Below are 14,472 nucleotides of genomic sequence, written 5' to 3' on the forward strand. Positions count from 1 at the left end.
GTCTCTAATGTTGTAAGCTAATGTCGGTCAAGTTAACCCTTCCGGCCACGATATCGGCCTCGCGGCGCAGTACAATGTCGCGCAGCTCGTCCATGTCGATGCCCCACGACTCGGTCATGTAGGCCTTCACCATGCTGAGTTTGCTCTCAATGGCCCCGCGGCCGTCTACATCCTTGCCGTCGGAGGGTGCCGTTTCGGCTTCTTTAAGCCAGGCCTCCCACTGCTCGGGGGTGTTGGTAACGTAGATGGAGAACATCTCGGCGAAGTCTTCTGAGTCCGAGTGCTGGGCGTAACTGGAGATGAAGCCGTGGTGGAGGTAGTAGTTTGCCTCGTCGCCCCCACCGTTGTAGGGCGGGTCACTCCAGCTTCCGGCCACGTAACCGGAACCGGTAACGAGCTTGTAGCCGGCCGAGTAGTCCTTGGTTTGGTTCATGATGTGGGTAAACTCGTGGAAGATGGTCTTGAGATAGAAGTGGTTCAGCTCGGCTCCATTGTCCAGGTGGCTGTCTATCTCATTGACTCCAGTCATGAGAATCTTCTTTCCTCCCTCGGCTGTTCCGAGTATGAAGGTTCCGTTGTTGTTGTACTCCCAGTCGCCGATGAAGTAGAGCAGCTTGGGAAAGTTGGCCCGGGTAAAGGCTATGCCGCCGGCCTCATCGAAGGCTTCGAGGCACACATATTTAATAATGTGGGCCAACTTGACGGACGAGTCGTAGTCGGCAGGGATGGTGTAGTAGTTGTGGTCGGACTGTACATCATAGTAGCGGTACATCACCTCCACGTTGTACGTGTTTACATAGTTGGCCTGCAGCCACTTGTCGAACTCGGTTGGCTGCACCTGGTCCACGGTGATGACGCTCTCGGACGAGAGTTCGTCCTCGGAACAGGCACTGAGTCCGGCTCCTAAGATGAGCGCCACGGCTGAATAAACGATATATTTCTTCATGATGAAAAACTCTTTATTTGATGACGAATGCGTATTACTTACGTGGGTTGGGCGTCATTCCGGAGTCGATGACGCGCTGCGGCAGCTGGATTGCCCGGCGCTCGTCGTCAACGGAGAGCTTGTCGGTTGCCTTGGCGGGCATACCGTTGGCGCCCATCTGACGGCGCAGGATTTCGATGCCGAAGCGCTTAACGTCGAACCAGCGCTGGCCGGTTTCCAGCTGTTCTATGCGCCTGAAGCCCAGCAGGCACTGGTACATGGTCTCGTCAATGGAACCCTCCTCGCCTATTTCGAAGGTGGGGTGCAGGTGCTTCTTGATGGTAGAAGAGAGCCCGTCGGCATCGTACGAGTAGGCTATAGGCTTGTAGAAGTCGTTGATGGACTGCGGAGTGAGCGTCATGCCGGTATTGATGATGTTCTGCATCCACATCGTCAGGTCGGCTGCGGCGGCATCATAGTTCTTCTTGTGTATGTACGCCTCGGCGCGGTTCAGCAAGCACTCGTCGGTCGTAAAGGCCGGGTAAATGGTCTTGTAGTAACCTATTCCGCGCACTGCATCGGTGTACTGGAAGAGGTAAGGTAGGCGCCAGAAGATGTTGTAGGTTGCCGACGTGGAGGTATAAGGCTTCGTTCCGCCGTCATAGAACTCGGCATCGCCCCAGATGTTCGATGCCTTCGAGGTTTCGTGGCTGTCGGTATAAGGGCCGTGGGTGTACTTCTTGTAACTGCTCCAGTTGCCGAATGCCACGCCTGCAACGGAGTAGCCGGTGAGCAGCAGGAGGTTGCAGTTGAGCTCCGAGGCCACGTAGTGCAGCGTGTAAGCCTCGCGGTTGCTGGCCAGAGTGGTATAGTAGCTCCAGTCGCGCAGCATGGTTCGGGGTGCTGAACCTAAGCACTTGTTGGCGTACTCAATGGCTTTGTCCCACTGCTCGTAGTAAAGATAGAACTTGGCAGCAAAGGCGTAGGCCGCTTTCTGGTTGAAGTGGAACTTCGGAACGTCGTAGTGGGTGTCGCCGATGAGCGGCAACGCCTCCTGTATATCCTTGTCTATCTTCTCATAAACCTCTGCTACGGTGCCGCGATCGTGCACCTCTCCTATCTTCGAGGCAGTCTCGTACTGGTAGTAAATGCCCAGGTCCTTGTCGCTGGTCTTGCTGTTGTAGGCCTTTGAGAAGATGTTTACGAGCATGAAGTGGGCATAGGCACGGCACAGCAAGGCCTCTGCCTTGCACTCGCGCAGGGTGGTGTTGGTGGCTCCGCCCACTTTGTCAATGCCCTCCAAGGCCATGTTGGCGGCCGTTGCCGATGCGTAGCTGGACTCCCAGTAGCGCTCGGGCGACTCGTTGTTGGTCTCGGTGATGTCCTCCCAATGGTATATCTGGTCGAGGAACCGGCTTGTGTTGGTGTTCGGAAATTCGTCTACGTTGTCCGACATATACTCCGTAAAGAGCACGTGAGTGTTCTCAGCATAGGCGGAGGTGAGCAGTTTCTTCACCTTTTCTTCATTGTCTATGACGGTGCGGTTATCGGGCATAACGTCCAGATAGTCGTCACACGAGGTGAACGTAAGCCCCGACAAGAGCAGGAGCAGGGCGCTGTATAGTATGTTTCTTGTTTTCATTTTCTTGTCGTTTAGAGTCCTAATCTTAATGTGAGGGTAAACTGCTTGGGCACCGGAACGGCCACACCGCCGGAGTTAAAGAACTCAGGATCCTGTCCGTTGAGCTTCTTGTCGGCGTAAAGCAGGAAGAGATTGGTGGCCTGCAGTTTCAGAGAGAGCGTGCTGATGCCTATCGGCGAAACGAGTGTACGCGGGAAGTCGTAGCCCAGAGAGATTTCCTTCATGCGGATGAAGTCGCCCTTGGCGATGCGTGCCGTTGAGTAGTTGTACGAGTTGTAGGCAATACTCAGGTCGCTGTCGTTCCAGTTCTGGCGGCGTGTAGCAATGGTGGGAACGTTCGTTTTGGCCTCGTCGCCGGCGTGCATCCATCGGTTCTTGAACTCTTTGGGCGTCGACGTGAGGTCGTCATAGCTGTTCTTGAACACCGGGTCCAGACGAACAACGTTGCCGAAGGAGTAGGTGATGAACACGTTAAGGCTGAAACCCTTGTACCGGAAGAGGTTACCCAGCGAGCCGGTGCTGGTGGGATCGGTCGGCCCTTCGTACTTCAGGAAGGCCAGCTCCTCGGGGTCGGACGTCTGGAAGTAGATGCCCGAGACAGTTGTAGAGCCGTCGGAATTGAGGAAAGTGGGCAGACCCTCGCCGTTGAGCCCGTTGAACGGAATGGAGAACAGCGAGCGTACGGGGTAGCCCTCACGTGCAAAGCCGGTACCGGACACGAAGTCGATGAGGCGTGTAGAGGTGTTGAGGTCCGTAATCTCGTTGTGAGTATGCGAGTAGATGAAGTTGGTTGACCAGCTGAAGTCCTTGGTTTTGATGTTCGTAGTGGACAGACTGAGCTCGAAACCGTCGGACTTCATGGAGGCTATGTTACCGTACTTCTGCGTTGCACCGTCGGTTCCGTCAACGTCGGCCACGCCAATCAGGTCGTAGTTGTTACGCTTGTACCAGTCGAAAGCGAAGTTGATGCGGTTGTCGAGGAAGCCTGCTTCCAGCCCCAGGTTTAGCTCGTGCTTCTTCTCGTAGGTAAGGTCGGGGTTGGCGGTGTCGCGTATGTAGAGGCTCGACTCGCTGTCCTTGGTAATGTAACGCCACGGGTTCTGGCTGCCGATAACGGCCTGCGCGTTGGTAACCGACGGGCGGTCGGCCGTCAGCGAGTACGAAGCCTTGAGCGTGAGGTGCGTGAGCGTGGGGCGCAGTTTCTCGAACCAGCTCTCCTCGTGGGCGTTCCAGGCGCCCGAGATGTTCCACGTTGGCAGCCATCGGGAGCTGCGGGCCATGCCCAGACCGTTTGTTCCTTCGTAGCGGAAGGTGCCGTTCACCGTGTAGCGACCTTTGTAGGAATAGGTTGCGTTGGCTGCAAAGGCGGCGCTGCGGGTATGGGTATTGCTCATTGTATAGTAGTCGTTGCCGTCTTCCTTGCTCTTCTTGAACACCTCGTAGGCGTAGTTTGCAATCTCGCCCATGGAGTATTGCATGCCCCAACCACGGAACCAGGTCTGGTGACGGTCGTAGGAATTGGTCTCCAAAGCGGCGTAGAGGTTCACGATATGGTCCTCGTTGAAAACGTCGTTATAGGCAGCCGAGGCGCGGAAGTCCCATCCGAACATGCTGTTGTCCGTGCGTTCAAAGATACCGCCGTAGGGCAGCACCGTTACCGGCAGGGCGAAGATGTTGTCAGGGTCGGTATAAAGATAGGAGTTGTTCTCGCGTATCGTAGAGGTTGCCATGGCGCGGTAGGCCATTGCCTGGTTAGAGTCGTCGAGGATGTTGTGCTCCTGCGAGGTGGCCGAATACTTCACTGCGCCCAGCAGGTTGAGTTCAACCTTGGTGATGGGCTTATAGGTCAACAGGCCTTGTGCACGGAAATCGGTCACGTTGAGGTTCAGGTAATTGGCGTTCAACTCATGCAGGATGTTGAACGGAGCATAGTTGCGCGTGTAGTAGGTGTTGGCATCGAGCGCACGCGAGGTGTTGAGGGCGTACGAATAAGGGTTGATGTCGAAGTTACGGGTAACCTGTCCGTTCACCGCGTCGATGGTGGAACTCAGCGTGCCCGGTGCCCGCTGCTTGCGGTAGGAGGCATTGCTGATGAGGTTCACGCTCACCTTCTGGTTGATGTTATACGTGGTGTTGAGGTTTGCGGTGTAGCGTTGCACCTTGCTCTGGCGCGTCCATCCCGGGTCAAACATGGCGCTCAGAGAGGCACGGGTCTGCAGTTTGTCGGTACCGCCGGATATGGATACCGAGTGATTGTGCATGATGGAGGTAGAGAACAGCTGGTCGAACCAGTCGGTGTTGCGGTACTCGGCGTCGCGCAGATACTGTGCCTTGGCCTCCGGAGTGTTGGGAAGGAGGAACTGGCCTGTGGTAGAATCGTACGCGCTAAGCAGCTGGTACATGTGCCCGTAGATACCAGAATTGGCGGCGTTGGCCGTCTCGGCGTAGCGCAGGTAGCCCTTCTGCTCCAGCTCCTGGTACACAGCCATCTGGTCCTGTGAGTTCATGATGTTGAATTCTCCGTAGCGCGGAACCAGTCGCATGGTGTACTCACCGGTATAGTTGATGTGGGCCTGGCCCGAGTGACCTTTCTTGGTGGTCACCACAATCACGCCGGCCATGGCGCGGGCACCGTAGATGGAGGTGGCCGAACCATCCTTCAGTATCTGGAAACTCTCGATATCATCGGCATTGAGGCCAGCGATGGCGGATGAAATCAGCGTCGAGGCGTCGCCCGAAGAGAGTGCATCGGCATCCACGTCTACCACGTCTTCCATGATTACACCATCCACTACCCACAGCGGCTTGGAGCTTCCGTAGATGGAGGTGGCGCCGCGCACGCGTATCTTAGGTGCCGTACCGAAGGTTCCGGTCACGTTCTGAACGCTCACGCCTGCCGCCCTTCCTTCGAGTGAACGGCTGATATCGGCCATACCGTCTATCTTAGCATCCTCGGCGTTCAGCTTCGTCGAGGCACCGGTAAAGAGCCGCTTGTCCACCTTCATCATACCCGTTACCACGACTTCTTCGAGGGTTTCGTTGTCGGCAGATAGCGTTACTTTCATTCCGTTGCGGGCTACAACGGTCTGGGTAACCCTGCCGATGTAGCTTACAGTGAGCCTGGCGCCCGACGGAACCGTCAGTGTAAAGCGACCGTCCACATCGGTAACAGTGGCCGTCTTTGTCCCTGCAAGAGTAACAGTGGCACCAACAATGGGCTCACCGTCTTCCTGTGAGACTACGGTTCCTGTAACCTTTGTTTGTGCCATCGCCATTCCTACGCACAGGAACAAGGAGGCCAAAATAAGAGTTAGTCTTCTTTCCATAAAATCTCGCTTTTTAGTTGTATGTTTGAATCAATGTAGTTATTTTTCGTCTCTGCGTCACTTGATATGTAGTTTAAAACTGAAAGGCTTCCCATGGCTGACACTTACTGTTTCCCGTTGATTGTACGACGTGGCTAACAATCCGTCACCAGTCAACCGTTAGGTTATAAACGCAAAAATAAACTAAATTTGTTAGTCGTGCAATAAAATTAAACTTAAAGCCTACAATATAAACATTAATTAACTAAACAATTATGTTTCAAAGTTTAAAAGATATTATCAAAAGGCTTATTTTCACGTCTGTTTGCAATCAAAACGTTCATTACAACTGCGCTTACGAAGCATAACGGCGCAGTTGATACAGATATTCAGTCTAAGTGAGCAATTCGTTAACAAAGTCAAAAGGCATCCTCCCGTTTTGCTGTTTACAGCTTGTCGTCAGCTGAAACCTACTTTTTTATACATTATTTTTTCCTTTCCAGGCAGCTTTCCGACCTCTCCTTACCTTATTATATACACCCCTCCCAGTCCCGTTCTGCTGTAGGTAGCCTCCCCTATCATCGCCAACTAAATTGTGAATTGTGAATTGTGAATTATGAATTAGCAGCCTGCTGGTTGCCAAATCATCCCCTCCTAACCTCCCCTTTCTAAGGGGGGGAACCGCTGGTACATGTTCCCTGCTGATTGGTTGCTGGTTTTTAAAGACAGAGTAACAGAGTATTTTTTCTGCTGTTATAGGTTAGATGAATTATAGGAATGAGCAAGCAATGGTTTGCAAAAAGGCAAACCGGTATCCTCCCCTTGGAAAGGGGAGGCGGAGGAGGGGATGATGAACGGCACAAAAGGTGCCCTCCGTCAACCATAAATACAAACATCTGATAGTCAATTACTTACAAACGAGGAAACAAAAGGTGTCATTCAAGCCTCTTGAACGGCATCTTCAAGGCTCTTGAAAGTATCGTTCAAGGAGCTTGAAGCATACCTCTTACGCGGCCGGTGTGGTTGTAAAGACAAAGTAACAAGGCATTTTTATCAAGAAAAAGGGTTGCATCCGATGGGTCGTTTGCTACTATTTGCTGCTCAAATCATCCCCTCCTAACCTCCCCTTTCTAAGGGGAGGAACCGCTGGTGCATGCTCTCTGCTGATTAGTTGCTGGTTTTTAAAGACAGAGTAACAGAGTATTTTTTCTGCTGCTGCAAGTTTGCTGCATAGCGGGAGCGAGCAAGCAACGCTTTACAAGAAGACAAACCGGTATCCTCCCCTTAGAAAGGGGAGGCGGAGGAGGGGATGATTAAATAGCAAATATGAGTAAAGAAGGGTAAAAAATCATCACCAACTAAATTGTGAATTGTGAATGATGAATGATGAATTACCCGCCGAGTGCGGGCTAAAGTTATATCTTCATCTCCCTGATTTGCGCCTTGAGGTACTCGCGGAACTCCTCGCTGCCAACCACCTCGATGTCGCCCAAGAGGCCGAGAACAAAGCGGCCGATGCCGAGAAAGCTGCACACCTGGAGACGGAGACGCCACCGGCCGTCGCCGTTGGGGGTGAGATACGTCTCTGCCTGCGGATATTCCTCCTTCAGGAGGTTGCACGAGAGCTGGCCGAGCAGCAGCTCGATGGTGTACGTCTGCTCGCCGCTGAACATGAAAACATCCGTAAACACCTGCCTGTGCCGGTCCTCAAAGCTCCACAGCAGGTCCACTATCTCCACGTCCTCCATGCGTGCAACCTTGAAGGTCTTGTTCAGCCCCGAGCTTATCTCGTAGCAGCGGATGTCGCTGTTGCCGTTCATGAAGCTGAAAGGTTCCACGTAGCGGCTGCTCACCGTGTGGCTGTGGGGCGACGAGTAGTTAACGAGCTTGGCCACGCGGCGGTTCTTGATGGCCTCGTACAGCCGCGTTACGTTGTTGCTCAGCTGCTGTTGGTACTTGAGATCGGTCACGATGCGCAGGTCGTAAAAGCGCTCCAGCTTGCGTTTCATGCGGCGGACAACGGGATTGGCGTCGTCGGCCGAGCCCAGCATGCGGCGCATCAGGACGGCTTCGTCCTCCGTAAAGTCGATGCTCTCGTGCAGCCTCCGGAAGAATGGAGAATGCCTGTCGAGGCGGTAGTAGTAGCCGCTTTTGATGAGACGGAAGTCGGATTCGCGCAGAAAGTCGAGGTAGTAGTACAGGTTCCGGCGCGAGATGCCCAGCTTGCTGCACAGGTCGGCGGCCGTGTAGTTGGTGTTCTCGGTGAGCAGAAGGATGAGCCGCAGCTCGCGGTCTAATTTGTCGTGTCGCATGAGTGGCGGGAGTTAGTCGTCGTCGAAGTTGAGTGAGAGCTGTCCGTCGCCAAGCAGATTGTAGCTGCGGCGGTGGAACGGCGAGATTCCATACTGCCTGATGGCCTCGCGGTGGCTGCGTGTGGGGTAGCCTTTGTTCTGCTTCCAGCCGTACTGGGGGTAGCGGGCGTCGAGCTCGTCCATGTAGTCGTCGCGGTAGGTTTTGGCCAGAATGCTGGCTGCTGCAATCGACTGGTACTTGCCGTCGCCCTTTACGATGGTGGTGTAGGGCAGGTCGTGGTAGGGCACAAAGCGGTTGCCGTCTACGATAACGGCCTGGGGACGCACCCGGAGCTGGTCGAGCGCGCGGTGCATGGCCAGGAAGCTGGCGCGCAGAATGTTCATTTCGTCAATCTCCCGGGGCGTAACAACGCCCACGGCCCAGGCCAGGGCGTCGGTTTCTATCTGCTTTCGCAGTTGTTGCCTACGAGAGGGCGAGAGCTGCTTGGAGTCGTTCAGCAGCGGGTTATCATAGTCGGGCGGCAGGATAACGGCCGCAGCATACACGCTGCCGGCCAGGCATCCGCGGCCTGCCTCATCGCAGCCGGCCTCTGTCTTGTCCGTGTAAAAATGTGGTTTCAGTACGTTCTTCATTCCCGGAAGTGTTAAGGTATCTTTAAATTGGCCATCTTTTAACTGTTAAAACTATAAATGGAACTTTCTGTGCAACCTGCATCGGTACTTTTGCAGCAAAGAAAGAACAATCTAAACGATAAACAGACATGAAGAAAGAATTGACTCTTACAAGGCCGAAATCAGCTGATTTCAATGTTCAGGACGTGGTAAACGCGCTCAAAAGGCCCGTGGAAATGCTGCGCAGGTATTACGCCCACGTGCTCGAAAGAGACATCAGCATGCGCCAAACCATGCTGCTGCTCAACGCGCAGGCGGCATTTCTGTTCACTGCTTTTCCCGTAGAGGCGCCCTTGCCGGCCCGCCTGGTGTGCTGTGCGTGGCTGCTGGACGCCGTCGTAAGGTGCCGGCGGGCGCTTTAGAACATCTTCTGCACGCGCCTGATGCCGGCCACCAGTGTGTCTACATCCACCTTATTATTATATAGGGCGAAGCTGGCGCGCACGGTGCCGAGCACCCCCAGGCGGTTCATGAGCGGCTGGGCGCAGTGGTGACCGGTGCGCACGGCAATGCCGAGGCGGTCGAGCAGGGTGCCCATGTCCATGTGGTGAATGGCTCCCACGTTAAAGGAAATGACGGCGTCGTGGGTGTTGGGGGCCGGGTGATGGGTGGTTGGTGATGGGTGATGGGTGTCAAGAGGGCCGTAGATGGTCATGCCGGGGATGGCGGAGAGCTGCTGCAAGGCGTATCGGGTCAGCTCCTGTTCGTGCAGTTCGATGCGGTCGAGGCCGATGGAGGTCATGTAATCGATGGCCACAGCAAGCCCGTGGGTGGCTATGTAGTCGGGTGTTCCGGCCTCGAACTTCAGCGGCGGGCGCTCGAAAGTTGTCTTCTCAAAGCTCACGTTCTCAATCATTTCGCCCCCGCCCTGGTAAGGCGGCAGCCTGTCGAGCCAGTTCTCCTTGCCATAGAGCACGCCTACGCCCGTGGGACCGTACATCTTGTGGCCGCTGAAAGCAAAGAAGTCGCAGTCCAGCTGCTGTACGTCAATCTTGAAGTGCGGGGCACTCTGCGCCCCGTCTACTACCACCGGCACGCCGTGCTCGTGGGCAATGCGTATCATCTCCTGCACGGGGTTGACGGTTCCCAGCACGTTACTTACGTGGGTGATGCTTACTATCTGCGTGCGTGGTGAGAAGAGTCGCTCGTATTCATCAAGCCGGAGCACGCCCTCGTCGGTCATGGGAATGACGCGCAGACGGAAGCCTTTCTTCTGTGCCTGCAGCTGCCAGGGCACGATGTTGCTGTGGTGCTCCATCACCGAAACGATGACTTCGTCGCCCTCTCCCAGAAAAGCATCGCTGAAGGACGATGCCACCAGGTTCAGTCCTTCGGTGGTTCCGCGGGTAAAAACAATCTCGGTCGTGGAGCGTGCGTTGATGAACCGGCGCACCGTTTCGCGTGCCTGTTCGTGCAACTCGGTAGCTTGCTGGCTCATCCAGTGCACCCCACGGTGCACGTTAGCATTCACATTGAGGTACTCCTCGCGCATGGCATCGAGCACGCAGAGCGGTTTCTGCGTGGTTGCTCCGTTGTCCAGATAGACCAACGGCTTGCCGTAAACGGTGCGGGAGAGTATCGGGAAGTCTTCCCTTCTGTTCAGTTCGTCGTCCATAATCATTCTTGCTGGTGGTTTTCTTCTCGCTTCTTTCCTCCTTGCTGCTTTGCCCGCAGAGGCTTGCCTGTTACCTGCAGAGCTTGCAGTCCTCGCATTTGCTGAGCTCGCCGCGGAAGCGCTTCTCGACAAGATAGTGCAGGCGGTCGCGCAGAGGCTCGAGTTTCATCTGGTCGATAACCTCGTTGATGAAGGCGAACTCGAGCAGGAGCTTGGCTTCCTCCATGCTTACGCCGCGCTGGCGCATGTAGAACAAGGCCGCGTCATTGAGCTGTCCGACGGTCGAACCGTGTGCACACTTCACGTCGTCTGCATAAATCTCCAGCATCGGTTGGGTGTACATGCGGGCCGTGGGAGATGCACAAAGGTTCTGGTTACGCTCTATCGAGTTTGTTTTTTGTGCGTCGTGACGCACCAGCACACGGCCGGCAAAGGCCCCAACGGCATGCCCGTCGAGTACATACTTGTACAGTTCATGGCTGTCGCAGTGGGGCACCTGGTGGTCTATCAGGGTGTTGTTGTCCACATGCTGGTTCTTGTCGGCAATCACGCAGCCGTTGACCCAGCACTCTGCTCCCTCGCCCTTTAACAGCAGGTCGAGCCTGTTGCGGGTGATGCCGTTGTGCAGCGTGATGACGTTATGGTTGAAGCGGCTGTTCTCCAGCTGCTCCACATAGACATTGCTCACGCGCTTGTTGCGGGCGTGAGTTTCCTCCATGCAGTACAAATCGAGGCTGGCATTGGCGCCGACGTAGGCTTCTATGACCTGCGTAGCAAGGAAGTTGCGGTCGTCGGCGGTATGGTCACAGAAGAGGAACTTGGCTTCCGAGCCCTCTTCCATCACTATCAGCACGCGGCGATTGACCATCAGGTCGACGTCTGCCCGCAACAAGTTGACCACCTGGATGCAGCGGTCAACCTTCACGTTCCTGGGCACATAGACCATCAGACCATCCTGGGCAAGCATCGTGTTGAGTGCAGTAACGGCGTCTTCGTCGGTCTTCGCGAGCCTTGAATAGTAGCGCGAAACCAGCTCGGGGCGGCTTTCGGCCACAGCGCAGAGGCTGTCCACAATCACTCCCTCGGGCAACTGGGCCTGCGGCAGCGCCTCGGTGTAGAAGGCGTCGTTGACCACGAAGTAGAGCGAAGTGCTCAGGTTGGGCACGTCGCAGCGGAAAGCATTGTAGGGATTGACCGGTATCCGGAGCCTTCCAAGGTTGAGTCCGTAGTCAGGCTCGAAGAGTTCAGGCATGTCGGTGTACTTGTACCGTTCCACCTTCTGCGTGGGGAAGCCCTGCTCCTTGAAGTCGGCAAAGGCCTCCTCGCGCACCGCATTGAGCGGCGCAGCCGAGTGTTGGGCTATCAGCTCACGAGCTTCGGTATAGAGTTTTATGTATTGTGTCTCGCTGTTCATCATTCTCCAAAGTTAGCGTCGGCCTCTTCCTTTATCCAGTCATAGCCCTTGGCTTCTATCTCCTTGGCCAGTTCAGGGCCGGCGGTCTTCACGATACGGCCGTTGTAGAGCACGTGCACCACGTTGGGTTTTATCATGTCGAGCAGCCGCTCGTAGTGAGTGATGACGATGATGCTCTTCTGCGGGGTGAAGAGTCTGTTCACTCCGTCGGCCACAATACGCATGGCATCGACGTCGAGGCCGGAGTCAGTCTCGTCGAGGATGCTGAGCTGCGGTTCGAGCATGGCCATCTGGAAAATCTCGTTGCGTTTTTTCTCGCCGCCGGAGAAGCCCTCGTTGACCGAGCGGTGCGACAGCTTGGAGTCCAGGTCAACTATCTTGCGGCGCTCCCTCATCAGCTTCAGGAACTCTGCTGCATTGAGCGGTTCCAGCCCCTGATACTCGCGCTTGGCGTTGACGGCGGCTTTCATGAAGTTGACCATGCTCACTCCGGGTATCTCCACGGGGTACTGGAAGCTCAGGAAGAGTCCTTCGTGGGCCCTGTCCTCGGGTTTCATGGCCAGCAGATCCTTGCCATTGAAGGTTGCGCTGCCCTCGGTAACCTCGTAGAGCGGGTTACCCGTGAGCACTGCCGAGAGCGTTGACTTACCCGAACCGTTAGGTCCCATCACGGCATGAACCTCTCCGGCGCCTACCGTAAGGTTGATGCCTCGCAGTATTTCTTTGCCTGCAATCGCGGCATGCAGATTCTTTACCTCTAACATATTCATCATCCTTCCGTGCCTCTCCGGCGGAGAGGAGTGTCTGCCTGTTTATGGAAGGGATGCAGACACACAGTTATCATCATTTTATTACTTTCTTCTTGCGTGGCAGCAGCTACCCTCCTCCCCCTCGGGGAGGCCGGGAGAGGCTCCCCTATCCTACCGTTCCTTCGAGGCTGACGCTTAATAACTTCTGCGCCTCGACGGCAAATTCCATCGGCAACTTGTTGAGCACTTCCTTTGCGTAGCCGTTGACAATGAGGCCTACGGCCTGCTCCGTGGGGATGCCTCGCTGGTTGCAGTAGAACAGCTGGTCCTCCGAAATCTTGGAGGTCGTGGCCTCATGCTCCACGATAGCCGTGGGGTTGTGTATGTCCATGTACGGGAACGTGTGGGCGCCGCACTCCGAACCCAGCAGCAAAGAGTCGCAGGAGCTGTAGTTGCGGGCGCCATCGGCGTTGGCCGTGGCGCGCACCAGGCCGCGGTAGGAGTTCTGCGAGTGGCCTGCAGAGATGCCTTTGGAGATGATGGTGCTCCTGGTATTCTTGCCCATGTGTATCATCTTGGTGCCCGTGTCGGCCTCCTGATAGTTGTTGGTAACGGCCACCGAGTAGAACTCGGCCTGCGAGTTGTCGCCCCGCAGGATACAGGAAGGGTACTTCCAGGTAATGGCCGAGCCCGTTTCAACCTGCGTCCAGGAGAGTTTGGCGTTCACTCCGCGCAGGTCGCCGCGCTTGGTCACCAGGTTCAGTACGCCGCCCCGGCCCTGCTCGTCGCCCGGATACCAGTTCTGAACGGTGGAATACTTCACCTCGGCATCATTGTTCACGATGATTTCAACTATCGCGGCGTGCAGCTGGTTCTCGTCGCGCATGGGCGCGGTGCAGCCCTCCAGATAGGATACATACGACGCATCGTCGGCTACGATGAGCGTGCGTTCGAACTGTCCGGTATTGCGTGCGTTGATGCGGAAGTAGGAGCTGAGCTCCATGGGGCAGCGAACGCCCTTGGGGATGTACACGAAGGAGCCGTCGCTGAACACCGCACTGTTGAGTGCGGCGAAGAAGTTGTCGCGGTAGGGAACCACCGTTCCGAGGTACTGCCGCACCAAGTCGGGGTGGTTCTTCACAGCATCGCCGATGGAGCAGAAGATGATTCCCTTCTCTGCCAGCTTCTCCTTGAAGGTTGTCTTGACCGAGACGGAGTCCATCACGGCATCCACGGCCGTTCCGCTCAGTGCCAGCCGCTCCTCCAGGGGGATGCCCAGCTTGTCGAAAGTCTTCTCCAGTTCGGGGTCTATCTCCCTGTTCTTGGGCTTGCGGGCCAGCGGGTCGGCATAGTAGGAGATGGCCTGGTAGTCAATCTCCGGCACGTGGACGTGGCCCCAGGTGGGCTGTTTCATGGTCTGCCAGTGGCGGAACGCCTGCAGCCGGAAGTTGAGCAGCCACTCCGGTTCGCCCTTCTTCTGCGAGATGAGGCACACTACGTCCTCGTTAAGTCCTTTGGGTATGATGTCTGTATGCACGTCGGTAGTGAAGCCGAACTCATACTTCCGTTCGGCCACTTTTCTGACAAAGGCATTCTTTTCTGTTTCTTGAACCTTGGTTTCCATATCTGTACACGACACGCAAAAGGCGTGCCATCCTGTCAAACAGTAACATTTGTTATTCATTGCAGTAGTGACATCCTGACCTTTTGGCCAGTGGTGCCACTACCGTGTCATACGCTCTGCCGGGCCGCCTGCCAAGAGGCGTCCGGGCGGAGGTGCCGTTCAAGGGGCTTGAAGCTATCGTTCAAGGGCCCTGAAGGATACCTCCAAGGGGCTT

10 protein-coding genes are annotated in these 14,472 nt (G+C 55.6%); 1 reads left to right on the top strand and 9 read right to left on the bottom strand.

Annotation, left to right across the window (positions count from 1 at the left end):
* Positions 1–4: 4 nt before the first annotated feature.
* The 5 genes from BMW31_RS04460 to BMW31_RS04480 form a co-directional block, all read right to left on the bottom strand.
* Positions 5–946, bottom strand: coding sequence for a zinc-binding metallopeptidase (locus BMW31_RS04460; protein ID WP_091821638.1), 942 nt, complete (start codon positions 944–946; stop codon positions 5–7).
* Between the two features lie 34 nt (positions 947–980).
* Positions 981–2,567: a RagB/SusD family nutrient uptake outer membrane protein gene (locus tag BMW31_RS04465; protein WP_091821640.1), complete on the bottom strand. Its 1,587-nt coding sequence runs from the start codon at positions 2,565–2,567 to the stop codon at positions 981–983.
* A gap of 11 nt (positions 2,568–2,578) precedes the next feature.
* Positions 2,579–5,893 (bottom strand): SusC/RagA family TonB-linked outer membrane protein, encoded by a 3,315-nt coding sequence (locus BMW31_RS04470; protein WP_091821643.1) that lies wholly within the window; start codon positions 5,891–5,893, stop codon positions 2,579–2,581.
* Between the two features lie 1,394 nt (positions 5,894–7,287).
* Entirely contained in the window at positions 7,288–8,184 is an 897-nt protein-coding gene (locus tag BMW31_RS04475; protein WP_091821646.1) for a helix-turn-helix transcriptional regulator, read from the bottom strand.
* Between the two features lie 12 nt (positions 8,185–8,196).
* The gene (locus BMW31_RS04480; protein ID WP_091821650.1) at positions 8,197–8,817 is read right to left on the bottom strand and encodes a ribonuclease HII; all 621 of its coding nucleotides are present in this window, start codon (positions 8,815–8,817) and stop codon (positions 8,197–8,199) included.
* Between the two features lie 128 nt (positions 8,818–8,945).
* Here BMW31_RS04480 and BMW31_RS04485 point away from each other — a divergent pair, with 128 nt between their 5' ends.
* Positions 8,946–9,218, top strand: coding sequence for a hypothetical protein (locus BMW31_RS04485; protein ID WP_091821653.1), 273 nt, complete (start codon positions 8,946–8,948; stop codon positions 9,216–9,218).
* On the opposite strand, the gene BMW31_RS04490 is transcribed toward BMW31_RS04485, so the two are convergent.
* From BMW31_RS04490 to sufB, 4 genes are all read right to left on the bottom strand, one after another.
* Entirely contained in the window at positions 9,215–10,471 is a 1,257-nt protein-coding gene (locus BMW31_RS04490) for an aminotransferase class V-fold PLP-dependent enzyme (protein WP_091821804.1), read from the bottom strand. The genes BMW31_RS04485 and BMW31_RS04490 overlap by 4 nt on opposite strands.
* Before the next feature lie 70 nt (positions 10,472–10,541).
* The gene (gene sufD, locus BMW31_RS04495) at positions 10,542–11,885 is read right to left on the bottom strand and encodes a Fe-S cluster assembly protein SufD (protein ID WP_091821808.1); all 1,344 of its coding nucleotides are present in this window, start codon (positions 11,883–11,885) and stop codon (positions 10,542–10,544) included.
* Positions 11,885–12,649, bottom strand: coding sequence for a Fe-S cluster assembly ATPase SufC (gene sufC / locus BMW31_RS04500; RefSeq protein ID WP_091821811.1), 765 nt, complete (start codon positions 12,647–12,649; stop codon positions 11,885–11,887). The genes sufD and sufC overlap by 1 nt, the downstream gene beginning before the upstream one ends.
* A gap of 151 nt (positions 12,650–12,800) precedes the next feature.
* Positions 12,801–14,258, bottom strand: a complete 1,458-nt coding sequence (gene sufB / locus BMW31_RS04505; protein ID WP_091821656.1) for a Fe-S cluster assembly protein SufB — start codon at positions 14,256–14,258, stop codon at positions 12,801–12,803.
* Positions 14,259–14,472 lie beyond the last annotated feature (214 nt).

It is taken from the genome of Prevotella sp. kh1p2, assembly GCF_900111525.1.
In the GTDB taxonomy this organism is placed as follows: Bacteria; Bacteroidota; Bacteroidia; order Bacteroidales; family Bacteroidaceae; genus Prevotella.